We start from the raw sequence: 25,157 nt of genomic DNA, 5'->3' as shown, positions 1-25,157 counted from the left end.
ACAATCACCTCAAAGCTAAGACATCATTCACAAAATGTGAATTACTCCACAGCCTTGACCATGTCCTCGATGACCTTCTTCGCATCGCCGAACACCATCATGGTGTTGGCCTGGTAGAACAGCTCATTGTCCAGGCCCGCGTAGCCGGAGGCCATCGAACGCTTGTTGACGATGATGCTCTTGGCCTTGTAGGCCTCCAGGATGGGCATGCCGGCGATCGGCGATTTCGGATCTTTGGCGGCCGGGTTGACCACGTCGTTGGCGCCGAGGATCAGCACCACGTCGGTCTGGCCGAATTCGCCGTTGATATCCTCCATCTCGAACACCTGGTCGTACGGCACCTCGGCTTCGGCCAGCAGCACGTTCATGTGGCCCGGCATGCGGCCCGCCACCGGGTGGATCGCATACTTGACGGTCACGCCCTTGTGCGTCAGCTTCTCGACCAGCTCCTTCAGCGAGTGCTGCGCGCGCGCCACGGCCAGGCCGTAGCCAGGCACGATGATCACGCTTTCGGCGTTGGCCATGATGAACGAGGCGTCGTCCGCCGAACCGGATTTGACCGGACGCTGTTCCTTCGAACCGCCGCCGCCCGCTTCCGCCGGCGCGCCGCCGAAGCCGCCCAGGATCACGTTGAAGAACGAACGGTTCATCGCCTTGCACATGATGTACGACAGGATCGCGCCGCTTGATCCGACCAGCGACCCGGCGATGATCAGCATCGCGTTGTTCAGCGAGAAGCCGATGCCCGCCGCCGCCCAGCCGGAGTACGAGTTCAGCATCGACACCACCACCGGCATGTCGGCGCCGCCGATGGGGATGATGATCAGCACGCCGAGCACGAAGGCGATCGCGGTCATGATCAGGAACGGCACCCACGCCGGCTCGTTGCCGCCGGCGAAGCAGAACGCCAGGCCCAGGCCGACCATGACGATGGCCAGGATCAGGTTCAGCATGTGCTGGCCGGCAAAGCTCACCGGCGCGCCCTGGAACAGGCGGAACTTGTACTTGCCCGACAGCTTGCCGAACGCGATCACCGAACCGGAGAACGTGATCGCGCCGACGAAGGTGCCGATGAACAGCTCGATGCGGTTGCCGAACGGCAGCGCCTCGCCCACGGCGGCGATGCCGAAGGCGTGCGGTTCCGACACGGCGGCCACCGCGATGCAGACGGCGGCCAGGCCGATCAGCGAGTGCATCGCCGCGACCAGTTCCGGCATCTTGGTCATCTCGACCTTCTTCGCCAGCACCGCGCCGATGCCGCCGCCGACGATGACGCCCAGCGCCACCAGGCCGAGGCCCATGCCGCCGGAAGTGCCCGCCACGGCGGCCGCCGTCGCTTCCGCCTTCAGCTTCAGGATCAGCGCGATCGTGGTGACGGCCGCGATGGCCATGCCCGACATGCCGAACGCATTACCGGTACGCGCCGTGGACGGCGACGACAACCCTTTCAGCGCCTGGATAAAGCACACCGATGCGATGAGATACATCATCGTCACCAGGTTCATGGAGATGAAATTCATGCGTGCTCCTCCTTGATGGCCACGACGGGCTTCGCCTTGGGCTCTTTTTTCTTGAACATCTCCAGCATGCGCTGCGTGACCAGGAATCCGCCGAACACGTTGACGGCGGCCAGCGCCACCGCGACGGTGCCGGCGACCTGCCCGATCACGCCTTCGGTCAGCGAGGCGGCCAGCATGGCGCCGACGATGATGATCGCCGAGACGGCGTTGGTGACCGCCATCAGCGGCGTATGCAGCGCCGGCGTGACGGTCCAGACCACGTGGTAGCCGACATAGATGGCGAGCACGAAGATGATCAGATTGATGATGGTGTGGCTGACTTCCATGATGGTTCTCCTTCTTATTTTCTTACTTATTTTCGTAACAATTCGCCGCCGGAGCACAGCAGCGTGGCCTTGATGATTTCGTCTTCGCGGTCGATCACCAGCTTGTCTTCCTTGTCGATGATCAGCTTGAGGAAGTCCAGCACGTTGCGCGCGTACAACGCCGACGCGTCGGCCGCCACCAAGGTCGCCAGGTCCGGCTCGCCGACGATGTGCACGCCGTGCCTGACCACGGTTTTACCGAGTTCCGACAACGGGCAGTTGCCGCCCTGCGACACGGCCAGGTCGACGATCACCGAGCCCGGCTTCATGGCCTTGACCGTCTCCTCGGAAATCAGCACCGGCGCAGGACGCCCCGGTATCAGCGCGGTGGTGATGATGATGTCGGCCAGCTTGGCGCGTTCGTGCACCAGCTCGGCCTGGCGGCGCATCCAGTCCGCCGGCATCGGCCGCGCATAGCCGCCCACGCCCTTGGCGATTTCCTTTTCCTCGTCGGTCAGCAAAGGCACGTCGATGAACTTGGCGCCCAGCGACTCCACCTGCTCCTTGACCGGCGGCCGCACGTCCGACGCCTCGATGACCGCGCCCAGCCGCTTGGCCGTCGCGATCGCCTGCAGGCCGGCCACGCCCACGCCCATGATCAGCACCCGCGCCGCCTTGACGGTGCCGGCGGCGGTCATCAGCATCGGCATGAAGCGCTGGTAGGTGTTGGCCGCCACCATCACCGCCTTGTAGCCGGCGATGTTGGCCTGCGACGACAGCACGTCCATCGACTGCGCGCGGGTGATGCGCGGCACGGCCTCCAGCGCGAACGCCTGCAGCCCCGCCGCCGCCATCGCCGCGTTGTTGTCCGCGTCGAAGGGGTTGAGCATGCCGATCACCACCGTGCCGGCCTTGATCAGCGCCCGTTCCTCGGCGCTGGGGGCGCGCACCTTCAGAACCACGTCCGCCGCGTAGGCTTCCGCCGCGCCAACGATTTGTGCGCCCGCCGCCGCATAGGCCTCGTCGGTCACCGAGGCCGAAATGCCGGCTCCCGATTGCACGACCACCTGATGCTTGGTTGCGAGTTTCTTGACTGTCTCGGGCGTTGCCGCGACCCGGGTCTCCCCCGGCCGTGTCTCGGCCGGTATGCCTATTCTCATGCTGCCTCCAAAAGGATTAATAAACTGACTAGAATCTAACACGGAATGCCGGGACAGCAACGCCCCTCGTTGGCCCCATCATACCCAATGAATTTTTATCAATAAATAGCGGTTTCATCACATCATTTATTACTATTTATCATGAATTGCCCGCTAAAAGCTTAATCCGACACAAAGCTTGTATCTTTTTGCTACGTTCCCGCCATTCGCCAGCGGCGTTCCAGACCAAATGCCAGGAACAGGCTAAAATGTCGGCTCTTTTCAAGGATGACTCATGCCGCGTATCTGGAAACCCTCTGTGACTGTTGCCGCCATCGTGGAAAAGGATGGCAAGTTCCTGCTGATCGAAGAAGAGACCAGCGACGGCATCCGCATCAACCAGCCGGCCGGCCACCTGGACCCGCACGAATCGCTGGAACAGGCGGTGATCCGCGAAACGCTGGAGGAAACCGCCTACGACTTCACGCCGACCGCGCTGGTGGGCATGTATATGTCGCGCTACACCTCCAACCGCACCGGCGAGGAAGTGACGTATCTGCGCTTCACCTTCTGCGGCGTGCCGGGCGCCCAGCACGACCGGCCGCTGGACGAGGGCATCCTGCGCACCATGTGGCTGACGCGCGACGAACTGGCCGCCTGCGCCGACCGCCACCGCAGCCCGACCGTGCTGCAGTGCGTCGACGAATACCTGGCCGGGCGCCGCGCCCCGCTGGAACTGATACAAACCCACACCTCGGTGTACAAGCAAGCGGTGAGCACCGCGAATGGATAGGCAGGATTAGCAAGATGAGCAAGAAAAAAGTCGTCATCGGTATGTCGGGCGGAGTCGATTCCTCGGTCGCGGCGTGGATGCTCAAGGAACAGGGCTACGACGTGGTCGGCCTGTTCATGAAGAACTGGGAAGACGACGACGATTCCGAATACTGCTCGACGCGCCAGGACTGGATCGACGCGGCCAGCGTGGCCGACGTCATCGGCGTCGACATCGAGGCCGTCAACTTCGCCTCCGAATACAAGGACCGCGTGTTCGCCGACTTCCTGCGCGAATACCAGGCCGGCCGCACGCCCAACCCGGACGTGCTGTGCAACGCCGAGATCAAGTTCAAGGCCTTCCTCGACCACGCCATGCACCTGGGCGCCGACCTGATCGCCACCGGCCACTACGCGCGTGTGCGCCGGAACGGCGAGCGCCACGAGCTGCTGAAGGCGGTCGACCACACCAAGGACCAGAGCTATTTCCTGCACCGGCTGAACCAGGCCCAGCTGTCGAAGACGCTGTTCCCGCTGGGCGAGATCCCCAAGACCGAGGTGCGCAAGATCGCCGAGAAGCTGGCGCTGCCGAACGCGGCCAAGAAGGATTCGACCGGCATCTGCTTCATCGGCGAGCGGCCGTTCCGCGAATTTTTGAACCGCTACCTGTCGTACAAGCCGGGCCCGATGAAGACGCCGGACGGCAAGGTGGTCGGCGAGCACGTCGGCCTGAGCTTCTACACGCTGGGCCAGCGCAAGGGCATCGGCGTCGGCGGCATGAAGGCGTACAAGAACCCTGACGGCAGCAGCGACGCCTGGTACGTGGCGCGCAAGGATGTGGCCGAGAACACGCTGTACATCGTCCAGGGCCACGAGCATCCGTGGCTGCTGTCGTCGCGGCTGCGCGCCGACCAGGCCAGCTGGATCGCCGGCGAGGCGCCGTCGGCGCGCGCGATGTCGGCCAAGACCCGCTACCGCCAGGCCGACGTGGCGTGCGAGCTCGCCCCGGAAGGCGATACCGATTTCGCGTTGAAGTTCATGGATGCCCAGTGGGCGGTGACGCCGGGCCAATCGGCCGTGCTGTACGACGGCGACGTCTGCCTCGGCGGCGGCATCATCGACAGCTCGACCTTCGTCGGCTAAGCCGGCGCGCCGTCGTCCGCCTGCGGCGCATCGGCGGCCTTCGCCAGCGCCGCGCGCTGGCGCTTGACCATCGCGATCACCGTGTTGCGTATCGTATTGAGCACGGTGTCGGCCTTGAACGGCTTGACGATGAAGCCGTTCACGCCCATCGCGTGCGCGGCCTGCACGGTGGCCGCGTCGAATTCGCTCGAGACCATGAAGATCAGGGTCTTCGGCCAGTTGGTCTTGATTTCGCGCACCACGTCCTCGCCGTTTTCGATCTGCTCGCGGGCGATGCAGACGATGTGCGGATGATGCTTGATCAGCAGCGCCAGGCCGCTGGCGCAGGTGTGGGTCTGGCCCACCACGTCGTAGCCGCCGTCCAGCAGCACCGTGTTGAGCAGCCCGCGTGCGACGGCGCTGGTGTCGATAATGACCGCTTTTAACATCTTGCAAACCTTGTTCTAGTGGCCGCGTGCGCGCCTAGAAAGTCTCCCAGGCCAGCATATTCCAGGTCACCCCGACCCGCACGTCCGTTTTTAATTGCACCAATTGTCGAGAAAGATACAGCATTTCGCGTTCTTTTCGTAGTGTTTCGCCCAGCGTGTCCTTCAGAATCCCGGCGCCGGCCATGATCGCGTCCAGAGTGCCGTATGTACGCAACAGTCGGGCCGCCTTCTTGACGCCGACCTTGGACACGCCGGGGATGGAATCGGTGGCGTCGCCCATCAGCGCCAGCAGGTCCGGCAGCTGCTCGGGCGGCACGCCCCACTTCCGCTCGACCCAGGCGTGGTCGTGCCATTCGCTCTTGAAATGGTCCCACACGCGGGCGCCCTGCGCGATCAGGCCGTGCAGGTCCTTGTCGGTGCTGGCGATGGTGGCCTCGCCGCGGCCGTCGGCCAGCCAGCGCAGCACCACCGTGCCGATGACGTCGTCGGCCTCCACCTCCGGCAGCGACACCACGTGCAGGCCGAACTCGCGCAGCTTGTCGTAGAAGGCCGGCAGCGCCTCGCGCAGCGGCGACGGCATCGGCGCGCGGCCCTCGCGGTAGCCGGCGTACAGCTCGTGGCGCCAGGTGCGGCCGCCGAAGTCGAAGGCAGGCAGCACATGGGTCGGTTCGTGGTCGGTGACCAGCTTGCGGAAAGAGGACAGCGCGTGGCGCAGCGCGATCTCGGCCTTTTCCGGGCTGTCGGGTTCGGGGCTGGCTTCGTAGACGCGGCGCACAATATTGAGGCCGTCGATGGCAAGGAGTCTACCCATGTTCAACATCATCCGGGCTTGTTCAAGCCGCCATTCTACCGCACCGCCGCACCGGCCCGGCTTGATCTATTTCAGCAGCTCGTAAGGGCCGCCGCGCTCGAGCGCGCGCTGGAACGCCGGGCGGCTGTGGATGCGTTGGAGGAAGGCGCTCAGGTTCGGCCGGCTCGCGTCCAGCCCGGCGCGCGCGGCGGCCGCCTCCAGCGGAAAGCTCATCTGGATGTCGGCCGCCGTGAACTCGGCGCCGGCAAACCACGGCGTCTTGTTCAGCTCCGCCTCCAGGTAATCCAGGTGCGCCGCGATCTGCGGCAGGATGTAGCTGGTCTTGACCTTGCGGGCGATGGCGCGCGCGATCGGCTTGACGAAGAACGGCGCCGGGCTGGTCTCGACCCGGTCGAAGACCAGCTTCATCAGCAACGGCGCCATCGCCGAGCCCTCGGCGTAGTGCAGGAAGTAGGTCCAGCGGCGCCGTTCCGCCGTGCCGGCCGGCGGCACCAGGCGGCCGTTGCCGTAGGTCTCGATCAGGTACTCGACGATCGCGCCCGACTCGGCCACCACGATGTCGCCGTCGGTGATCACCGGCGACTTGCCCAGCGGGTGGATCGCGCGCAGTTCCGGCGGCGCCAGCATGGTTTTCCTGTCGCGCTGGTAGCGCACGATCTCGTATTCCAGGCCCAATTCCTCCAGCAGCCACAGCACCCGCTGCGAGCGCGAATTATTCAGATGGTGGACTACGATCATGGTCAGCTTCCCGAAAAAAAGAACGGCCGTGCGCCGCAACCCCGCTAGCTTAGCATTGTTGTCCATCTTGCGCGCCCCCGCCATAGACTGATGGATTCCCCTGAGAAACAGCAGTACACTGCCCCCATCAGTGGCCTACCGGAGCGTCCATGAACCTGTTTTCACCGCGTTACCTCGTGTTTGTTGCAGCTGTCGTCACGCTGGCCGCCTCGCTGGCGCTGGGCGCGCCGTGGTGGATTCCGCTGACCGCCGCCGCGCTGACCGTCGTCGGCATCACCGACCTGCTGCAAACCAAGCGCGCGCTGCGGCGCAACTATCCGATCCTGGCGCACTTCCGCTTCTTCTTCGAATCGATACGGCCCGAGATCCGCCAGTACTTCCTGGAAGACGACACGGTGGCCGAGCCGTTCTCGCGCAACCAGCGCAGCATCGTCTACCAGCGCGCCAAGATGGACACCGACAAGCGCCCGTTCGGCACCCAGATGGACGTCTACGCGCCCGGCTACGAATGGATCAACCATTCGATCAGCCCGGCGCCCGAGCAGCACCACGACTTCCGCATCGAGATCGGCAACCACCCGGACTGCCCGCGCGCGCAGCCGTATTCGGCCAGCGTGTTCAACATCTCGGCGATGAGCTTTGGCGCCCTGTCGGCCAACGCCATCCTGGCGCTGAACGGCGGCGCCAAGGCCGGCGGCTTCATGCACGACACCGGCGAAGGCAGCATCAGCCCCTACCACCGCCAGAACGGCGGCGACCTGGTGTGGGAAATCGGCTCCGGCTACTTCGGCTGCCGCAACGCCGACGGCAGCTTCTCCGAGGCGAACTTCGTCGCCAACGCCACCTCGCCGCAGGTCAAGATGATCGAACTGAAGCTGTCGCAGGGCGCCAAGCCCGGCCACGGCGGCGTGCTGCCGGGCGCCAAGGTGACGATAGAAATCGCCACCACGCGCGGCGTCACGCCGGGCCAGGACTGCATCTCGCCGTCCAGCCATTCGGCCTTCAGCACGCCGCTGGAAATGCTGGCCTTCATCGACAAGCTGCGCACGCTGTCCGGCGGCAAGCCGACCGGGTTCAAGCTGGCCATCGGCCATCCATGGGAATTTTTCGGCATCGTCAAGGCGATGCTGGCCAGCGGCATCACGCCGGACTTCATCGTGGTCGACGGCGGCGAGGGCGGCACCGGCGCGGCGCCGGTCGAGTTCACCGACCACATCGGCACGCCGCTGCAGGAAGCCCTGCTGCTGGTGCACAACACGCTGGTGGGCGCCAACCTGCGCGACAAGATCAGGATCGGCGCCTCGGGCAAGATCATCACCGCCTTCGACATCGCCCGCATCCTCGCGCTGGGCGCCGACTGGTGCAATTCCGCGCGCGGCTTCATGTTCGCGCTGGGCTGCATCCAGTCGCAGAGCTGCCACACCGACCACTGCCCGACCGGCGTCGCCACCCAGGACAAGCAGCGCCAGCGCGCGCTGGTGGTGCCGGACAAGACCCGGCGCGTGGCCAACTTCCACCAGAACACCCTGAAGGCGCTGGCGCAGCTGATCGCCGCCGCCGGCCTGACGCACCCGTCGCAACTGAAGCCGCACCACCTGGTGCGGCGCATCTCGACCAACCAGGTCAAGCTGGCGTCGACCCTGCTGCCGTATCTGGAACCGGGCGAGCTGCTGGACCCGAGCCAGCTGTCGCGCCTGTCGCCGGTGTTCGGCCTGTACTGGCCGATGGCGCAGGCGGAGTCGTTCAATCCGCTTTGCTAGGAAGGCGTGGCAATCAGCGCTGCACGTGCAGCTTGATGACGCGCTTGAGCGGCGCGGAGGCGGGGGCGTCGGACGACGCGGACGGCGTGGTCTCGCACGAGCCGCAGCTGGCGCAGCCGTCGCCGCAGCTCGATTTCGTGTTAAACAGTTTAGCCAGTTTGTTCTGGTCGAAGCCGCGCCGGGACAGCAGGTAGACGATCTGCTTGCGCAAGGCCGCCGGCAGGTACTTGGTGCAGAAATGCGCCAGCGCCGCCACCACGATCAAAGCCACGATCACTTGCTGCCACATGGTCAGCCTCCGATAAAGAACAGTGAAATGCGATAAGTCAGGAACGACGCCGTATAGGCCAGCGCGAACATGTAGCCGGCCATCAGCAGCGGATAGCGGATGCTGTTGGTCTCGCGGCGCACCACGCTCAAGGTCGACATGCACTGCGGCGCGAACACATACCAGGCCAGCAGCGACAAGGCCGTCGGCAGCGCCCACGAGCTGGCGATGATGGGCGTCAGCGACTGCGCCAGTTCCTCGCCGCTCTGCGACAGCGCATACACGGTGCCCAGCGCGCCGACCGCCACTTCGCGCGCGGCCAGGCCCGGCACCAGCGCGATGCAGATCTGCCAGTTGAAACCGATAGGCGCGAACACGTATTCGAGACCGCGCCCCAGGATGCCCGCCAGGCTGTAATAGATGGCCGGATGCGTCGCCCCTTCAGGCGCGCCGGGGAAGGAGCTGAGGAACCACAGCAGCACCATCAAGGTCAGGATGATGGTGCCGACGCGCGACAGGAAGATCTTGCAGCGCTCCCACAGGCCCAGCGCCAGGTTCTGCAGATGCGGCCAGTGGTAGTCCGGCAGCTCCAGCATCAGCGGCTGCTGGTGGCTCGAGCCCATGGTGCGCTTCATGAAGTAGGCCACCGCCATCGCCGACGCGATGCCGGCGAAGTACAGCGCGAACAGCACCAGGCCCTGCAGGCTCATGAAGCCGCCCACTTCGCGCTCCGGGATGAAGGCCGCGATGATCAGCGCATACACCGGCAGCCGCGCCGAGCAGGTCATCAGCGGCGCGATCATGATGGTCACCAGCCGGTCGCGCGGATTCTGGATCGTGCGCGCCGCCATGATGCCGGGAATGGCGCAGGCAAAGCTGGACAGCAGCGGAATGAAGGCGCGCCCCGACAGGCCGACGCCGCCCATCAGCCGGTCCAGCAGGAAGGCCGCGCGCGGCAGGTAGCCGCAGTCCTCGAGGATCAGGATGAAGAAGAACAAGATCAGGATCTGCGGCAGGAACACCAGCACGCTGCCGGCGCCACCGAGGATGCCTTCGACCAGCAGGCTGCGCAGCAGGCCGTCGGCCATCGCCCCCTTGATCAGGCCGCCGACGCCGTCGACGCCGGCCTTGATCATGTCCATCGGCACATTGGCCCAGCTGAACACGGCCTGGAACACCAGGAACATCAGCACCGCCAGGATCACCGGCCCCAGCGCCGGATGCAGCACCACGTTGTCGATCTTCTCGGTCAGGTTGCCGGTGTCGTGGAAATCGCTGCTGACCAGCGCCAGGATGCGGCGCACTTCGCGCTGCGTCTCCTCCACGCTGACGGCGTCGATCGCCGACAGCGGCTGCGGCGTGCTCACGTGCAGCGGCCACATCTCGTCGAGCGCGCGCAGCAGCGACTTCTCGCCGCCGGCCTGCACCGCCACCGTCTCGACCACCGGCATGCCCAGCTCCATCGCCAGGCGGTCGGCGTCGATCTCGATGCCGCGCTTCTTGGCCACGTCGACCATGTTCAGCGCCAGTATCATCGGCAGGCCCAGGCGCTTGATCTCCAGCACCAGGCGCAGGTTCAGGCGCAGATTGGTCGCGTTGACCACGCACACCACTACGTCCGGCGATTGCTCGCCCGCGCGCAGCCCGGCCACCACGTCGCGCGTGATCGCCTCGTCCGGCGTGTGGGCAGACAAACTATAAGCACCGGGCAGGTCCAGCACGCGGAAGGCGTTGCCGGCCGGCGAGTTGAACGAGCCTTCCTTGCGTTCGATGGTCACGCCGGCGTAGTTGGCCACCTTCTGGCGCGCGCCGGTCAGGCGGTTGAACAGCGCGGTCTTGCCGCAATTCGGATTGCCCAGCAACGCCACCATCGGCGTCCTGGAGACGACCGGCGCTTCCGGCACTGGTTTTTCTACTGCACCCATGGTTTATTCCGGTTGGATCGAGATCAGCGCCGCCTCGAAACGGCGCAGCGCGAAAGTGGAGTTGCCGACCTTGATCGCCAGCGGCTCGCCGCCCGGCATGCCGCGCTTGAGCATGCGGATTTTCTCGCCCGGCACGAAGCCCAGCTCCATCAGCCGGCGCGCCAGCGTGGAGCCGTCCTCGTGCACGTCGCCGGGGGCGACATGCACCACGGTGGCGCTGCCGCCTACCTTCAGGGCATCGAGAGTGATCAGGGGAACAGCGTGCGTCATGGGCTAAGTCCGTTCAAGGCTTGCCGGCGGGCAGCAAAAACGCGTTCTCGCCGGAAATAAGATACTAGCATTATAAACGGTAATGCGAATTACTTCTATTTGCGCTTGCATCTGGATTCAAGTTGAGGCAGTATACGCTTAATGATAATGATTCGCATTAAGTAGCTAAGAAGCAATCATGTCGCTCTGTTATTTGTTCTCATGTAGCTTAGCCAGAAGGTGTAGCAATGATTGTATGTGTCTGCAACAACATATCTGATCGTGAAATCCGTCAAGCCATGGAGCTGGGCATCACCAGCATGGAAGAACTGTGCCGCGACCTGGGCGTGGCGACCTGCTGCGGCCAATGCTTCTCCTGCGCCGAGGAAATCCTGAACGAGCACCTGGCCGGCGCCGGGCTTCAGGAAACACAATTGAAGCGTCCCGTCTTCACCAACTAAGACTGTCTATATGAACACCATGGTTTATGGCCGGACGGCGCCAGCGCCCTCCGGAGATGCTGTCGGCTTGCCCGCGCAATTGCAGCGGCAATGGCAAACGCGCGGCCGCAAGTTCGCGCCGCTGGCCGCCATCGTCCTCGGCCATGCGTTCATGTTTTACCTGTTCCAGTCGGGCATGCTGCACAAGGCGGCGCACGCGATGATGCCGCAGGTGGTCAACATCACCTTTGTCGCCTCGCCGGAACCGCTGAAAGCGCCCGCGCCGCCGCCCAAGACAGTGCCGGTGGTGCACAAGGCGCCTGCTTACGTGCCGCCGCTGCCCCAGCTGAACATCGTGCAGACGGAACCGGCCATCACCGCCGCGCCGGTGCAGCCGCGCAACAGCGAGCCGGTCGCCGTAGCCGCGCCGGCGGCAACGCCCGCGCCGGCCCATGCGGCCGCACCGGCCGCGCCGAAAACCGTGTCAGGTGTGGAATATGTGCGGGCGCCGCAGCCGGTGTATCCAAGCATCTCGCGCCGCATGGGCGAGAGCGGCACCGTGATGCTGCGCGTGCTGATCGGCGAAAAAGGCCAGGCGGTGCAAGTGGATATCCAGAAATCGTCCGGCTCGGCCAACCTCGACGAGGCCGGCCGCCAGGCCGTGCTGCGCGCGCTGTACAAGCCGTGCTATGAGGACGGCAAGCCGGTGCCCGTGTACGCGCTGGTGCCGATCAACTTCCAGCTGGGCTAAGCCCGGCTCTCAAACGTCCAGGCGCCCCTCGACCGAGTCGTCGAGCGTCTTGCCGATGACGGCGCCGATCAGCATCTTGACGCTGGCCACCGCCCTGCCATGGCGGGTATCCCAATAATAGCCGTAGGTCGGCGCGAACTTGATCAGCGTGATGCGCGGATCGTCTTCGCCGCCGGTAAACCACGTCTTCATCGTAAAGCTCCACAACTCCTTCAGCTTGAGCGGATCGCGCAGCACCGTGGCGATGCCTTCCAGGTGCATGAACTCGGCGTTGCCCGTCCCCTGGAAATACAGCGTGGCCGACGGCTCGACCGCCAGCTCCTGGTTCTTCAGGCTGTCGCTGGCGCTGATGAACCACAGGTTGCCCTGCTCGTCGACCTGCAGCGCCGTCATCGGCCGCGCGTCGCCGGGGCCGCCCTGCGCGTCGCTGGTGCAGAAGAAGCAGCCTGGCGTGCTGTCGACGAAGTCCTTGATTTTCTTGACGGCATCCTCGCCGATCAAGTCCCGATGATGTTCTGTTGTATCCATGGCGATGCGCTCCGGTGGGGATGGTGGACCGATACTACCCCCGGCGGCGTCAGCACATCGTGCTGTTCCTCACACATCGGCCCACATGCGCAGCAGATTGTGATAATGGCCGGTCAGTTCCACGGTGATATCCGAGTCGCCGTGCCTGGCGCGCAGCTTCTGGATGTTCTGGTCCAGCTCGAACAGCATGCCGCGCTTGGCGTCCTCGCGCACCATGCTCTGCGTCCACATGAACGAGCTGACGCGCTCGCCCCTCGTCACCGGCTCGACCCGGTGCACGCTGCTGGCCGGGTAGACGATCAAATCGCCCGCCGCCAGCTTGACCTCGTGCGTGCCGTAGGCATCCATCACCACCAGTTCGCCGCCGTCGTACTCCTCCGGCTCGCTGAGGAACAAGGTGGACGACACGTCGGCCCGCATCGCGTTCGCGGTGCCGGGGCGGGTGCGCACCGCGCCGTCGACATGCATGCCGTAGTGCTCGCCGCCGGCATAGCTGTTGAAGTACGGCGGCAGGATGCGCAGCGGCAGCACCGCGGCGAAAAACATCGGATGCTGGGCCAGCGCCTGCGTGATGAAGCCGCCCAGCTCCTGCGCCAGCGGCGACATGTCCGGCAGCTGGCGGTTGCGCTTGACCTGCGCGCTCTGTTCGCCGGCGGTGGCGCGGCCGTCGATCCAGTCGGCCTGCGCCAGGCGCTGGCGGATTTCCTGCACCTGCGGCTTGGTCAGCACGGCGGGGATATGCAGCATCATCGGACGTCCTTGGCGGTGAGTGGCATGCGAATGTTAATTGTTTTCATTAGCGCCAACAATCTCAGTCCGGGCATATTGCTACAGTTTGGCCGGTTTCTGCCTGCGAGACTACGTGCCGGAAGGTGGTTCGTGGCAAAATGTCAGTATTCCACCACCATTTTAGAAAGCCTCCCATGAAGGGTGACCCAGAAGTAATCCGATTGCTGAATGCTCAGCTGACCAACGAACTCACCGCCATCAACCAGTACTTCCTGCACGCGCGCATGTACCGCCACTGGGGCCTGGAAAAGATCGCGAAAAAAGAGTACGAGGAATCGATCGGCGAAATGAAGCACGCCGACAAACTGATCGACCGCATCCTGATGCTGGACGGCCTGCCCAACCTGCAAGCCATGCACAAGATCATGATCGGCGAAAACACCGAAGAAATGATCGGCTGCGACCTGAAGCTGGAAAAAGGCGCGCAGATCACCGTCAAGGAAGGCATCGCGGCCGCCGAGAAGGCCGCCGACTACGTGTCGCGCGACCTGCTGCTGACGATACTGGAAGACACTGAAGAGCACATCGACTGGCTCGAGACGCAGCTGGACCTGGTCGGCAAGATCGGCATCCAGAACTACCTGCAAAGCCAGATGAACGAGGACTAAGCTCTACGCCGCCTCGTCAAGCCGCAGCTTCGCCTGCGGCTTTTTTATTTTCACCGCCAGCACGGCCAGCGCGCCGCACAGCATCAGCCCGCCGGCCAGCCGGATCACGTTCTCTGGATTGCCGCCCAACAGGCTGCGGTAGTACAGCGGCAGCGTGAAGATCTGGATGATCATCGGGATCACGATGAACATGTTAAAGATGCCCATGTAGACGCCGGTGCGCTCGGGCGGGATGCAGCCCGCCAGCATGACATACGGGTTGCCCATGATGCTGGCCCACGCCAGGCCGATGCCGACCATCGGCACGAACAGCAGCGCCGGCGTATGGATCATCGGTATCGCCAGCATGCCGATGCCGGCCAGCGCCAGGCAGATGCTGTGCGTGACCTTCGGCCCGTGGCGGCGCGTGAACGGCACCAGCGCCAGCGCGCCGATAAACGCGACGAAGTTGTAGAACGCGCCCACCTGCCCGGCCAGCAGGCCGGCGTCGCGGAAACCCTGCGAGCCCTGGTCGGTGGTGCCGTACAGGGTGGTCGACAGCGACAGCATGATGTACTGCCAATAGCAGAACATCGCATACCACTGGAACAGCTTGACCCAGGCCAGCTGCTTCATGGTCGCCGGCATCTCGCGCATCGCGCTGGCGACATCGCCCAGCGTGTGGCGCCAGCCGGCCGGACGCGCGCGGATCTGCGCCAGCTCCGCGCTGCTCAACGGATGTTCGGGCGTGGTCTTCAAGGTCCACAGCACGGAGGCGATCGAGAACACCGCGCCGATCAGGAAGGCGACGATGACGATATGCGGAATATGGCTGCCGTTGACGGCGTCCTTGTTCATGCCCAGCCACACCAGCAGCGACGGCGTCAGGTAGGCCAGCGTCTGCCCCAGGCCGGTGAAAGCGCTCTGCATCAGGAAGCCGACCGAATGCTGCCGCTCATCGAGCTTGTCGCTGACGAAGGCGCGGTACGGCTCCATCGTCACGTTGTTGGCCGCGTCCAGTATCCACAGCAGGCTGGCTGCCATCCACAGCGTGGGGCTGAACGGCATCGCCAGCAGGCCCAGGCTGCAGAGGATGGCGCCGACCAGGAAGTACGGCGTGCGCCGCCCCCAGCGCGTGACCGTGCGGTCGCTCATGGCGCCGATCAGCGGCTGCACCAGCAGGCCGGTCATCGGCCCGGCCAGCCACAAATACGGCAGGCTGGCCTCGTCCGCGCCCAGGTATTTGTAGATCGGGCTCATGCTGCTCTGCTGCAGGCCGAAACTGAACTGGATGCCGAAGAAGCCGATGTTCATGTTGACGATCTGCCAGAACGACAGGCGCGGCTTCATGACACGGCTCCGGCCCGCCACGCGGCGGCCCACGGCAGGTAGAACGCGATATCCGCCGGCACCGCGCCGGAGATGCCGCAAATGGCGCCGGCAAAGGCGTTGGCCCGCGCCAGCGTGAGCGCCAGCGGCCAACCCTGCAATTGCCCGTACAGGAACACGGCCGAGAAGGCGTCGCCGGCGCCGACCGTATCGACGATGCGCACCGGCGCGTGGCAATCCTGGTTGGACGTGACCGTGCCGTCGGCGCCGAAGTGCAGCGCGCCGCGCTCGCCCAGCGTGACGATCAGGCCTTGCAGCGAGAAGATGCGCATCAGCGCCTGACAGGCCTCCACCATCTCGGCGCCGTCGATGGCCTTGGTGCCGGGCTTGGTGTGGGTATACCAGCTGAACAAATCCTTGAGCTCATCCTCGTTGACCTTGACGATGTCCGCCAGGTGCAGCGACTCGAAGGCGCAGCGCTCCGTCACCTGGCCCTCGCGCACGTTCAGGTCCAGATAGCGCTGCGCGCCGGACGCATCGAGCATGGCCCGCAGCGCTGCGCGCGAACGCTCGTGCCGCTGCGCCATGGTGCCGAAGTAGATGACGCCGGGCGCGGCCTGCGCCAACGCGGCCAGCGCCGGCGCCGTTTCCACGTAGTCGTAGGCCTGGTCGGGCAGGATGATGAAGCGGTGGCCGTCCGCGTTGCGCTCGACCACGACGCGGCCGGTGGCCTCCTTCGCATCGATCTGCAGGCCCGCCTCGCTCATGCCGAAGCGCTCGAATTCCTTGCGCACCAGCGCACCGTTCTTGTCGGCGCCGATGCGCGTGACCATCAGCGTGGCCACGCCGAAGGCCGCCAGGTTGCGCGCGACGTTGAACGGCGCACCGCCGACGACTTGCTCGGTGATGAAATCGTCGACCAGCGCTTCGCCGAATACGGCGATGGTTTGTTGGGTCATGCTTGTCTCCACGCCCTGCTTGGGCGATTCTATATTATTTGCGTTCCAGCCAGTACATCGCATACGGTTCCAGCACCAGCGTGCCGCCCGTTGCGCAATTGGCCACGCAATCCCGCCAATCGCCCTGCAGCGCATAGCTTTGCGGCTGGCCGGAGAAATTCATCAGCGTCAGGAAGCGTTCGCCGCGCGCCAGCGCCAGCATGCCGTCCGGCGCATCGTCCAGCAATGCGCGCGGCGCGTTGGCCGCCAGTTCCTCGTGCCGCTGGCGGATGCGCACCAGCCGGGCCAGCGCCTGGTGCATCGCGCCCGGCACCGTGGATGCGTCGTAGCGATGCTTCCAGCGCTGCTCGTCGAACAATGGCCGCTGCAGCCAGCGGCTGTCCATCGCATGCTGCGGGCGATTCAGGTAGCTGTAGTCGTTTTCCATCGCCAGCTCGTCGCCCATGTACAGCACCGGCAGCGCGCCGAAGCTCAAGGCCAGGCCGTGCAGCAGCAGCATGCGGCGCAGCGCCAGCGCGCGTGCTTGCTCGTCGGCCGCGCCCTGCAAGCCCGTCAGCGAGGCGGCCATGCCGTTGCTGCCGTGCGCCGCGTTCGGATCGCTGCTCTGGAAGGCGGCGCCGCTGGCGTAGCTGCCTTCGGCGCCGCTGAAGAAGCGGGCCACGCGCGCGAGGCGCGCCGCGCTGTCGCTGCCGTCGGCGGCCGCTTCCGCGCGCAGCACGTTCCAGCCGATGTCGTCGTGGCAGCGCACGTAGCTGAGCCACGTCGCGGCGGCCGGCAGCGCGGGCGTGTTGCGTATCACCTCGCGCAGCATGCCGGTGTCCTGCTCCGCCAGCCCCACCCAGCCGGCCGCCATCAGGCTGCTGTGATAGGCGATGTGGCACTCCGGCGCGGCGGCGCTGCCCAGGTAGGCCGGCAGCTCGCGTGTCGGCACGATGGCCTCGGCCTTCAGCAGCACGCCCGGGGCGACGATATCGACAATCGCGCGCAGGGCCTGCAGCAGCTGGTGCGCTTCCGGCTGGTTCATGCTGTTGCTGCCTTCGCGCTTCCACAGGAAGGCGGTGGAGTCGAGGCGGAATACCTCGATGCCGCGATTGGCCAGGCGCAGCAGCGCGACGGCCATCTCGGCAAACACCGCCGGGTTAGCGTAGTTCAAGTCCCACTGGTAGGGATAGAAAGTGGTCCACACCCAACCGTCCAGCGCGCCGACAAAACTGAAATTGCCCGGCGCGACTTGCGGGAACACCTGGCCCAGCGTGCGCTCGTAGCGGTCCGGCATATCGCGGTCGACGAACACATGGAACATCGCGCGCGCGCCGGCGTCGCCCACCTTGGCGGCCTGCGCCCAGGCGTGATCGTCGGCCACGTGGTTCAGGATGAAGTCCGAGCACAGGCTGATGCCGGCCGCGCGCAGTTGCGCGGTCAGCGCATCCAGGTCGGCGTTGCTGCCCAGCGCCGGATCGACATCGTCGAAGCTGGAGACGGCGAAGCCGCCGTCGTTCTCGCCCGCGCGCGGGCGCAGGAACGGCAGCAGGTGCAGATAGCTGACGCCCAGCTCCTGCAGGTAAGGGATGCGCGCCGCCACGCCGCGCAAATCGCCGCCGAAGTTCTGCACGTAGGCGCAGTAGCCCAACATGCGCTGGCTCAGGAACCACTCCGGCTGCGCCGCGCGCTGGACATCCAGTGCGCGCAGCTCCGCCGGCCGCGCCGCGTACAACACGCCCAGGGACTCCATCAGATCGCCAAGCCAGGCGTCGAAACCGGCGTGGCCGCCATACAGGCCGGCCAGCAGCCGGCGCAACACCGGCTCGGCCGCCGCCAGCCGCTGCGCGGCCTGCGGTCGCAGATCGTCGGGGAGGGCCGCCAGCAGGCGGCCCGGCATTACTTTAGAAGGCATAGGACAGGCTGACTTTCGCGGCGCGGCCGGAGATCGAGCGCGCGGCATGGCCGTCGCCTTCCACTTCGGTGTAGCCGATCTTGTTAAACAGGTTGTTCACGCTCAGCGACAGGGTGGCCTTCTCCGTCACGCGGTAATTGGCGAAGGCGTTCACCACCTCATACGCCGGCAGCACGATGGTGTGCGCGTCGTCGCCCCACGACTTGCCGGTGCCGATCAAGCTGGCGCCGACGGTGACCTTGTCGAATTCGTAGGTCGGAGCGATCTGGTACACCACCTTGGCCTGGCGGCGCGGCGTGTTGCCGATCACCGCCACGTCGCCGGGCGCGGTGCCGGTGATCTTGGCGTCGGTGTAGGTCATGCCGCCGGTGACACGGAAGCCGCCGATGTTGTACGCGCCTTCCAGCTCGACGCCCTTGGCGTCGTACTGGTTGGAGGTGCTGCGCTGGGTGGTGGCCTCGTAGTTGCTCTCGTCGGTCTTGGCCTGGAACAGCGTGACGAAGGTGCTGATGCCACCGCTGCGCCACTTGACGCCGCCCTCGACCTGCTTGACGGTGTTGATGTTGATCGGCGCGCTGCCGTCGAGCGGCGTGCCGAACAGGATGCGGTCGGCATTGAAGGCCACGCCGTCGCTGACGCGGGCAAACGCCGCCAGGTTGCTGGTCACGCGATAGTTGCCACCCACCGAATACGAATTGTGATTGATCTTGTAGTCGACCTGCTGCTCGGAGGCCGCATCGTAGCGCAGGCCGCCGGTGGCGATGTTGGCGGTGCCGCTGGCGCGCTGGCGGTCCTGGCGCACGCTGGCGTCCAGGTTCAGCGGACCGGCTTCATAGCCCAGGTTCAGGTACGGCGACGTCAGCTTGTATTCCATGTCGACCGCGCGCGAGCAGCAGCCGCCGAAGGCCGGACCGACCAGGCCCGGCGTGGCGTTCGCCGTCTGCAGCAGCGCCGGTTTGTCGCCGCTGGCCTGCATCAGGTATTCGTTGAAGTTCCAGGTCAGGCCCAGCTTCTGCGTCGACAGGTACAGGCCGGCGGTGGTGGTCAGCTTGCTGCCGTCGGCCAGCTTGAAGGTCTTGGCCAGCTTGGTGTCGTTGAGCGTATTGCCGGCGTCGTCGATCGAGGTGTTGAACACCACGGCCGAGAAGGCGCGGCCGGCATAGGCCTTGCCCTTGTTCGGTCCGGTCGCGAACACGTAGTTGCCGACCGTGCCGTTGTTTGCCGCGAACACGCCGGTGAAGCGGCCGCTGTTGCTGGAGACGCGGAATTTGTCGCTCAGGTTCCAGCCCTCGCCCAGGTCGAACGAGCCTTCGAGGCCGACCGTGTCGCTCTTCACCTTCAAGCCGTCGTTGACGTTGGTCGAGACCTTGTTGTTGCTCTTGTCGAGCGTGACATCGCGCACCCAGTACGGCGAATAGAAGGTCACCTTGCGCGGATCGATGCCCGGGATTTCCTGGATCTGCTGGTTCACCACCTGCACCGGCACCGGCAGCGCGGTCGGCGACTTGTCGTCCAGGTGCTTGAACGACAGGCGGATGAAGCCGTTGTCCAGGTCATGCGTGATATTGCCGCGGATCTGGCCGCCGTTCTCGGTGCTCATGCCGGTGTTGCGCACGCCCTCGCCGGTGCGGTAGCTGCCGCCGATGAAGAAGCGCGTCTTGTCGGAGATCGGCGCGCCGTAGTCGAAGTCGAGACGCGTTTCGTCGTAGCCCAGGCCGTGGCTGATGCCGATATGGCCGCCCTTTTCCTCGCCGGTCTTGGTGATGAAGTTGATGATGCCGCCCGGCGCGTTGGTCGCCAGCGTGGAGGCCGAGCCGCCGCGCACCACTTCCAGGTGGTCCAGCGTGCCGTCGATCTTGACGTAGCTGTCCGGCGTGATGAAGTTGAAGTCGCCCGATTGCAGCACCGGCAGGCCGTCTTCCTGGATCTGCACGTAGCGCGCGCCGCCGGCCGAGATCGGCACGCCGCGCACGGTGATGTTGGCGTTGCCCTCGCCGCCCGACGATTCCGAGCGCACGCCGGGCACCGAACGCAGCACCTCGGCCGCGCTCAGCGGCGCGCCGTTCTTGATGGTATCGCCTTCCAGCGTACTGATCGACACGCTGCTTTTCATTTTCGACGAGCCTGCGGTGGTGCCGGTGACCACCACCCGCTCCATGTTGAGGCCGTCGGTGGCCGGTGCGGCCTCCTGGGCCGAGGCGCCGCCCATGTGCAGGACTGCCGTTGCAACAGCGGCAGCGATGCCGCCCAGTTTGAAGGTGCGTTGTTCCATTGTCGTCTCCAGATATTGTCGTTTTGGCCTGCCCTTTTATTGAGCAGATGCGCCATTATTCATCGGATTTCAATTTAATGCAATCGATTGCATAACGCCGCAAAAAAATATTTACATTGCACCTATCTGCCATAGAGCGAAGTCATTGCAATCGGTTGCGTAAATCACACAGAACTGGCGCGGACGATCAATTGGGTGGGAAGTTGCAGCGAAGGCGCCGGGCGGCCGTCGACCAGTTCCAGCAGCTGGGCCACCAGCGCCCGGCCGGCCTCGCGGATCGGCTGCCGCACGGTCGTCAGCGGCGGATGGAAATAGCTGGCCAGCTCGATATCGTCATAGCCGACCACGGCGACCTGGCCCGGCACGTCCAGCCCGTGCTGGCGCAGCGTGTTGATCGACGTCATGGCCATCAGGTCGCTGCCGGCGAAGACCGCGTCGAACGGCACGCCGCGGCGCAGCAACTCCTGCACCGCCTGCTTGCCGCCCTCCGGCAGGAAGGACACCGACACCTGCAGCGCTGGATCGACCGCGATGCCGGCCCGTTCCAGCGCGCGGCACTGGCCCGCGTAGCGCTGGCCCACTTCGGGCAGGTTGATGTCGCCGAAAAAGGCGATGTGCCGGCGGCCCTGCGCGATCAGGTGCGCGGCCGCCAGTTCGCCACCGGTCAGGTTGTCGCCGCCGACGGTGCAGTACAGCTGCTGCGGCAGCTGCGCGCCCCACACCACGATGGGCACGTGGCGCGCGGCCAGCTGGTTCAGCTGTTCATGGTGGCGCCACTGGCCGATCAGCACGATGCCGATGACCCGGCCCGTGTCGAACGGCGCGGCGGCCGCGTCCAGCTCCTCGGCATCGACGCGCGACACCAGCATGTCGAAGCCCAGCTCGGTCAGCGCGTCGGCCAGGCTGCCGAGCATCGACAGGAAGAAGGGATCGGACAGGTGCTGGCGCGTGGCCGAGTCGTAGGGAATGACCACGCCGACGGTGCGGTTCTGCTTCATGCGCAGGTTTTGCGCGCCGATGTTGATGGTGTACTTGAGCGAGCGCGCCAGCTCCATGATGCGCACCCGCGTCTCTTCGCTGACCAGCTTGCTGCCCGCCAACGCGCGCGACACCGTCGACGTCGACACGCCGGCCAGCCGCGCGATGTCGGCCATTTGCAGGCGCCGCTGCTGGGCGGAGCCGTCCGCGTCGGGCGGCGTGGTCTTGGGCATGGCTTACTGCGGCACGGTGTCTTTGAACGACTGGCGCTCGGACAGTTTGTCGTACAGCCGCGCCAAATTGGCGTAGTCGTCACGCCAGCTGATTTCGGGGAAGCGGAACGACAGCCAGCCCAGCGTGCAGCCGACCGCCACGTCGGCCAGCGTGTAGTGGTTGCCGGCGCAATAAGGCTGTTCGCCCAGCTTTTCCGACAGCGACGCCAGGCCCAGGTGCACCTTGCGCATCTGGCGCGCCATCCATTCCTCGCTTTGCTGCTCCACCGGGCGCTTGATGCGCTCCAGGCGCACGCTGACGGCGGCGTCCAGCATGCCGTCGGCCAGCGCTTCCCAGCACTTGATGTCGGCGCGGTCGCGGCCGTTGGGCGGCAGCAACTTGCACACGGGGGTCAGCGTATCGAGGTACTCGACCATCACGCGCGAGTCGATCATGACGTTGCCGTCTTCCATGATCAGGCTGGGCACCTTGCCCAGCGGGTTCAGCTTGTCGATGGTGGTATCCGCGGCCCACACATCTTCCAATTCAAACTCGTAGTCGAGCTTTTTTTCCGCCAAAACGACACGAACTTTGCGTACATAGGGACTGGCGAGGGAACCGATTAGTTTCATAGAGGCTTAGAGTGGAAGATCAGACAACAGTATAACATCGGCGGGGTGGGGGCCGGCCAATGGTAAAATCACGCTTTGCGCAATTTTAACCCTGCCTTTCCTCCCCCATCATGACCACTACTCCTTACTCCACGCTGTCGGCGCTGTCGCCGCTGGACGGCCGCTACGCCGGTAAAACCGATCTGCTGCGTCCCATCCTGTCCGAATCGGGCTTCATGCACCACCGCGTCAAAGTGGAAATCTCCTGGCTGCAGGCGCTGTCGCAGGCCGGCTTCGCTGAAATCAAGCCGTTCTCGGCCGCCGGCACCGCGCTGCTGGACAAGATCGCCAACGAGTTCACCGAACAGGACGCCGCCCGCATCAAGGAAATCGAAGCCGTCACCAACCACGACGTCAAGGCCGTGGAATACTGGCTCAAGGAGCAGGTCAAGGATGTGCCGGAACTGGTGGCCGCGTCGGAGTTCATCCACTTCGCCTGCACCTCGGAAGACATCAACAACACCTCGCACGGCATGATGCTGAAGGCGGCCCGCGACAGCGTCATGCTGCCGTCGCTGACCAAGGTCATCGCCCGCCTGAAGGAAATCGCCATCGACAACGCCGACGTGCCGATGCTGTCGCGCACCCACGGCCAGACCGCCAGCCCGACCACCCTGGGCAAGGAAATGGCCAACGTCGTGGCCCGCCTGCAGCGCGCCATCCAGCGCATCGAGCAGGTCGAGATCCTCGGCAAGATGAACGGCGCCGTGGGCAACTACAACGCCCACCTGTCGGCCTACCCGTCGTTCGACTGGGCGTCGTTCTCCAAGGACGTCATCGAGCAGCGCCTGGGCCTGGTGTTCAACCCGTACACCATCCAGATCGAACCGCACGACTACATGGCCGAGCTGTTCGACGCCTTCGCCCGCGTCAACACCATCCTGCTGGACCTGAACCGCGACATCTGGAGCTACGTCTCGCTGGGTTACTTCAAGCAGAAGACCAAGGCCGGCGAAATCGGTTCGTCGACCATGCCGCACAAGGTCAACCCGATCGACTTCGAAAACTCGGAAGGCAACCTGGGCCTGGCCAACGCCGTGCTCAAGCACCTGTCCGAAAAACTGCCGGTCTCGCGCATGCAGCGCGACCTGACCGATTCGACCGTGCTGCGCAACATCGGCGTCGGCCTGGGCTACACCTTGCTGGCCTACGACAGCTGCCTGCGCGGCCTGAACAAGCTGGAAGTGAACCACGCCCGCCTGGCCGCCGACCTCGACGCCAACTGGGAAGTGCTGGCCGAGCCGGTGCAGACCGTGATGCGCCGCTACGGCATCGAGAACCCGTACGAGCAGCTGAAGGAGCTGACCCGCGGCAAGGGCATCTCGAAAGACGCGCTGCGCGACTTCATCACCGGCCTGGCCATCCCGCAGGACGCCAAGGACCTGCTGCTGGCCATGACCCCGGCCAACTACATCGGCATCGCCGCGTCTCTGGCTAAAGCCATCTGATGTAGCAAAGCAATCTGCTTTACACTAGCCTCCGCGACGCAAGTCCCCCGGGGGCTTTTTTTCGCCCGTCCAGCACGCAATGCATTTCTTTGGTATATTAGTCCTAACACGTACTATTTTCTGGAGCAACGCTTATGCAACGCTATACCAAAACGGCAATGTTGCTGCACTGGCTGACCGCCCTGCTGATCATCGCCGCCTTCTTCCTCGGCCTGACCATGGTCGACATCCCCGGCATCACGCCGACCAAGCTGAAGTATTACTCCTGGCACAAGTGGCTGGGCGTGACGGTGCTGGGCGTGGCCGCCGTGCGCCTGTTGTGGCGCAAGGCCAATATCCCGCCGCCGCCGCTGGCCAGCATTCCCGCCTGGCAGCACAAGGCGGCCGAAGGCATGCACTACCTGCTGTACTTCTTCATCTTCGCGGTGCCGATGTCCGGCTACCTGTACACCTATGCGGCCGGCGTGCCGGTGGTCTACCTGGGCCTGTTCCAGCTGCCGGCCCTCATCGCGCCGAACGCCGAGCTTAAGCCCATCTTAAAGACCGTTCATTATGTTTTGACCATGACGATGGCAGCGGCGGTGGTCGCCCACGCCCTGGCCGCACTGAAGCACCATTTTATCGACCGCGACATCACGCTCAAGCGCATGCTGCCATAAACTTCGCCTACTATTGGAGTCCAACAATGAAAAAACTCGTACTCGTATCCCTGATGGGCGTTGCCCTGGCCGCCAGCGCCGCGGCGCTGAAAACCGATCCCGCCAAGTCGACCGTTTCGGCCGTGTTCAAGCAGATGAACGTGCCGGTGGAATCGAAGTTCAAGAAATACACCGTCGCCATCGACTACGATGCGGCCAAGCCGGACGCCTCCAAGGCCACTGTTGAAGTCGAGACCGCCAGCCTGGACGTCGGCGACGCCGACATGAACAAGGAAGTCGCGAAGAAGGAATGGTTCAACTCGGCCCAGTTCCCGAAAGCCACCTTCGTCTCGAGCGCGATCAAGAGCGCCGGCGCCGGCAAGCTGACCGTGACCGGCAAGCTGACCATCAAGGGCAAGAGCGCCGACATCACCTTCCCGCTGACGGTCAAGGCCGACGGCGGCAAGCAGGTATTCGACGGCGCGCTGCCGATCAAACGCCTGGCCTACAACATCGGCGAAGGCGAATGGAAAGACACCGGCATGGTTGCCGACGAAGTGACGATCAAGTTCCACGTCGTCGCCGGCCAATAATTTTTCACAC

26 protein-coding genes are annotated in these 25,157 nt (G+C 64.8%); 9 read left to right on the top strand and 17 right to left on the bottom strand.

The genetic code is table 11. The annotated features are described in order from the left end of the window. Window positions 1–41: 41 nt before the first annotated feature. From ACCD07_RS12770 to ACCD07_RS12760, 3 genes are read right to left on the bottom strand one after another with little or no spacing between them, the layout of a single operon-like run. Complete coding sequence (locus ACCD07_RS12770) at window positions 42–1,520, bottom strand: NAD(P)(+) transhydrogenase (Re/Si-specific) subunit beta (RefSeq protein ID WP_353404373.1); 1,479 nt, start codon at window positions 1,518–1,520, stop codon at window positions 42–44. Next, entirely contained in the window at window positions 1,517–1,846 is a 330-nt protein-coding gene (locus ACCD07_RS12765; protein WP_176655730.1) for an NAD(P) transhydrogenase subunit alpha, read from the bottom strand. Before ACCD07_RS12765 ends, ACCD07_RS12770 begins: the two co-directional genes overlap by 4 nt. 26 nt (window positions 1,847–1,872) lie before the next feature. Beyond that, on the bottom strand, window positions 1,873–2,985 hold the full coding sequence (locus tag ACCD07_RS12760) for a Re/Si-specific NAD(P)(+) transhydrogenase subunit alpha (protein WP_353404375.1): 1,113 nt from the start codon (window positions 2,983–2,985) through the stop codon (window positions 1,873–1,875). Between the two features lie 274 nt (window positions 2,986–3,259). Between ACCD07_RS12760 and ACCD07_RS12755 the strand changes: the two genes are divergently transcribed. Both ACCD07_RS12755 and mnmA read left to right on the top strand, forming a co-directional pair. Continuing rightward, entirely contained in the window at window positions 3,260–3,757 is a 498-nt protein-coding gene (locus ACCD07_RS12755; protein WP_176655732.1) for an NUDIX hydrolase, read from the top strand. Between the two features lie 14 nt (window positions 3,758–3,771). After that, a complete protein-coding gene (gene mnmA, locus ACCD07_RS12750; protein WP_176655733.1) occupies window positions 3,772–4,878 on the top strand; it encodes a tRNA 2-thiouridine(34) synthase MnmA in 1,107 nt (368 codons plus the stop codon). Here the strand turns inward: mnmA and ACCD07_RS12745 are convergent. The 3 genes from ACCD07_RS12745 to ACCD07_RS12735 form a co-directional block, all read right to left on the bottom strand. Then, window positions 4,875–5,306 carry a response regulator gene (locus tag ACCD07_RS12745; protein ID WP_353404376.1) on the bottom strand — a complete coding sequence of 144 codons (432 nt, stop codon included), beginning with the start codon at window positions 5,304–5,306 and terminating at the stop codon, window positions 4,875–4,877. The two genes, mnmA and ACCD07_RS12745, sit on opposite strands and share 4 nt — an antisense overlap. Window positions 5,307–5,340: 34 nt before the next feature. Beyond that, entirely contained in the window at window positions 5,341–6,117 is a 777-nt protein-coding gene (locus ACCD07_RS12740) for a 5'-3' exonuclease (RefSeq protein WP_176655735.1), read from the bottom strand. 66 nt (window positions 6,118–6,183) lie between these two features. Further along, window positions 6,184–6,855, bottom strand: coding sequence for a glutathione S-transferase (locus tag ACCD07_RS12735; RefSeq protein ID WP_413447530.1), 672 nt, complete (start codon window positions 6,853–6,855; stop codon window positions 6,184–6,186). 149 nt (window positions 6,856–7,004) lie between these two features. Here ACCD07_RS12735 and ACCD07_RS12730 point away from each other — a divergent pair, with 149 nt between their 5' ends. Beyond that, window positions 7,005–8,615, top strand: a complete 1,611-nt coding sequence (locus ACCD07_RS12730; protein WP_413447529.1) for an FMN-binding glutamate synthase family protein — start codon at window positions 7,005–7,007, stop codon at window positions 8,613–8,615. A 13-nt stretch (window positions 8,616–8,628) separates the two neighbouring features. Here the strand turns inward: ACCD07_RS12730 and ACCD07_RS12725 are convergent, their stop codons facing one another. The 3 genes from ACCD07_RS12725 to ACCD07_RS12715 are packed head-to-tail and all read right to left on the bottom strand — an operon-like array spanning window position 8,629 to window position 11,078. Continuing rightward, complete coding sequence (locus ACCD07_RS12725) at window positions 8,629–8,904, bottom strand: DUF6587 family protein (protein ID WP_176655738.1); 276 nt, start codon at window positions 8,902–8,904, stop codon at window positions 8,629–8,631. A 2-nt stretch (window positions 8,905–8,906) separates the two neighbouring features. Further along, complete coding sequence (gene feoB / locus ACCD07_RS12720) at window positions 8,907–10,808, bottom strand: ferrous iron transporter B (protein WP_176655739.1); 1,902 nt, start codon at window positions 10,806–10,808, stop codon at window positions 8,907–8,909. Between the two features lie 3 nt (window positions 10,809–10,811). Further along, window positions 10,812–11,078 carry a FeoA family protein gene (locus tag ACCD07_RS12715; RefSeq protein ID WP_176655740.1) on the bottom strand — a complete coding sequence of 89 codons (267 nt, stop codon included), beginning with the start codon at window positions 11,076–11,078 and terminating at the stop codon, window positions 10,812–10,814. A 227-nt stretch (window positions 11,079–11,305) separates the two neighbouring features. Here ACCD07_RS12715 and ACCD07_RS12710 point away from each other — a divergent pair, with 227 nt between their 5' ends. Both ACCD07_RS12710 and ACCD07_RS12705 read left to right on the top strand, forming a co-directional pair. Then, entirely contained in the window at window positions 11,306–11,518 is a 213-nt protein-coding gene (locus tag ACCD07_RS12710; RefSeq protein ID WP_353404379.1) for a bacterioferritin-associated ferredoxin, read from the top strand. Window positions 11,519–11,585: 67 nt separating this feature from the next. Next, complete coding sequence (locus tag ACCD07_RS12705) at window positions 11,586–12,248, top strand: energy transducer TonB (RefSeq protein ID WP_353404380.1); 663 nt, start codon at window positions 11,586–11,588, stop codon at window positions 12,246–12,248. 9 nt (window positions 12,249–12,257) lie between these two features. Here the strand turns inward: ACCD07_RS12705 and ACCD07_RS12700 are convergent, their stop codons facing one another. Beyond that, on the bottom strand, window positions 12,258–12,776 hold the full coding sequence (locus ACCD07_RS12700) for a pyridoxamine 5'-phosphate oxidase family protein (RefSeq protein WP_353404382.1): 519 nt from the start codon (window positions 12,774–12,776) through the stop codon (window positions 12,258–12,260). A gap of 69 nt (window positions 12,777–12,845) precedes the next feature. Next, window positions 12,846–13,526 (bottom strand): Fe2+-dependent dioxygenase, encoded by a 681-nt coding sequence (locus ACCD07_RS12695; protein WP_176655744.1) that lies wholly within the window; start codon window positions 13,524–13,526, stop codon window positions 12,846–12,848. 173 nt (window positions 13,527–13,699) lie between these two features. On the opposite strand from ACCD07_RS12695, the gene bfr reads away from it, so the two are divergent. After that, the gene (gene bfr / locus ACCD07_RS12690; protein WP_176655745.1) at window positions 13,700–14,173 is read left to right on the top strand and encodes a bacterioferritin; all 474 of its coding nucleotides are present in this window, start codon (window positions 13,700–13,702) and stop codon (window positions 14,171–14,173) included. 3 nt (window positions 14,174–14,176) lie between these two features. Here the strand turns inward: bfr and ACCD07_RS12685 are convergent, their stop codons facing one another. The 6 genes from ACCD07_RS12685 to ACCD07_RS12660 form a co-directional block, all read right to left on the bottom strand. Continuing rightward, window positions 14,177–15,502, bottom strand: coding sequence for an MFS transporter (locus tag ACCD07_RS12685; RefSeq protein WP_353404384.1), 1,326 nt, complete (start codon window positions 15,500–15,502; stop codon window positions 14,177–14,179). Then, window positions 15,499–16,440, bottom strand: a complete 942-nt coding sequence (locus ACCD07_RS12680; RefSeq protein ID WP_353404386.1) for a PfkB family carbohydrate kinase — start codon at window positions 16,438–16,440, stop codon at window positions 15,499–15,501. The genes ACCD07_RS12685 and ACCD07_RS12680 overlap by 4 nt, the downstream gene beginning before the upstream one ends. Before the next feature lie 34 nt (window positions 16,441–16,474). After that, window positions 16,475–18,334: an alpha-amylase family protein gene (locus ACCD07_RS12675; RefSeq protein ID WP_413447528.1), complete on the bottom strand. Its 1,860-nt coding sequence runs from the start codon at window positions 18,332–18,334 to the stop codon at window positions 16,475–16,477. Next, the gene (locus ACCD07_RS12670; RefSeq protein ID WP_413447527.1) at window positions 18,324–20,606 is read right to left on the bottom strand and encodes a TonB-dependent receptor; all 2,283 of its coding nucleotides are present in this window, start codon (window positions 20,604–20,606) and stop codon (window positions 18,324–18,326) included. The genes ACCD07_RS12675 and ACCD07_RS12670 overlap by 11 nt, the downstream gene beginning before the upstream one ends. Window positions 20,607–20,770: 164 nt before the next feature. Continuing rightward, window positions 20,771–21,817 carry a LacI family DNA-binding transcriptional regulator gene (locus ACCD07_RS12665; protein WP_413447526.1) on the bottom strand — a complete coding sequence of 349 codons (1,047 nt, stop codon included), beginning with the start codon at window positions 21,815–21,817 and terminating at the stop codon, window positions 20,771–20,773. Between the two features lie 3 nt (window positions 21,818–21,820). Beyond that, window positions 21,821–22,429, bottom strand: coding sequence for a glutathione S-transferase N-terminal domain-containing protein (locus ACCD07_RS12660; RefSeq protein ID WP_176655751.1), 609 nt, complete (start codon window positions 22,427–22,429; stop codon window positions 21,821–21,823). Between the two features lie 110 nt (window positions 22,430–22,539). On the opposite strand from ACCD07_RS12660, the gene purB reads away from it, so the two are divergent. From purB to ACCD07_RS12645, 3 genes are all read left to right on the top strand, one after another. After that, a complete protein-coding gene (gene purB / locus ACCD07_RS12655) occupies window positions 22,540–23,916 on the top strand; it encodes an adenylosuccinate lyase (protein ID WP_176655752.1) in 1,377 nt (458 codons plus the stop codon). A gap of 134 nt (window positions 23,917–24,050) precedes the next feature. Then, complete coding sequence (locus tag ACCD07_RS12650) at window positions 24,051–24,575, top strand: cytochrome b (RefSeq protein ID WP_413447525.1); 525 nt, start codon at window positions 24,051–24,053, stop codon at window positions 24,573–24,575. A 26-nt stretch (window positions 24,576–24,601) separates the two neighbouring features. After that, window positions 24,602–25,147, top strand: a complete 546-nt coding sequence (locus ACCD07_RS12645; RefSeq protein WP_176655754.1) for a YceI family protein — start codon at window positions 24,602–24,604, stop codon at window positions 25,145–25,147. The last annotated feature ends 10 nt before the right edge of the window (window positions 25,148–25,157 follow it).

The organism is Duganella sp. Dugasp56, from assembly GCF_047304105.1.
GTDB classification, from domain to species: Bacteria; Pseudomonadota; Gammaproteobacteria; order Burkholderiales; family Burkholderiaceae_D; genus Rugamonas; species Rugamonas hordei.
The sequence above is the reverse complement of the archived record's forward strand: the minus strand, read 5'-3'. Positions and strand labels throughout refer to the sequence as shown.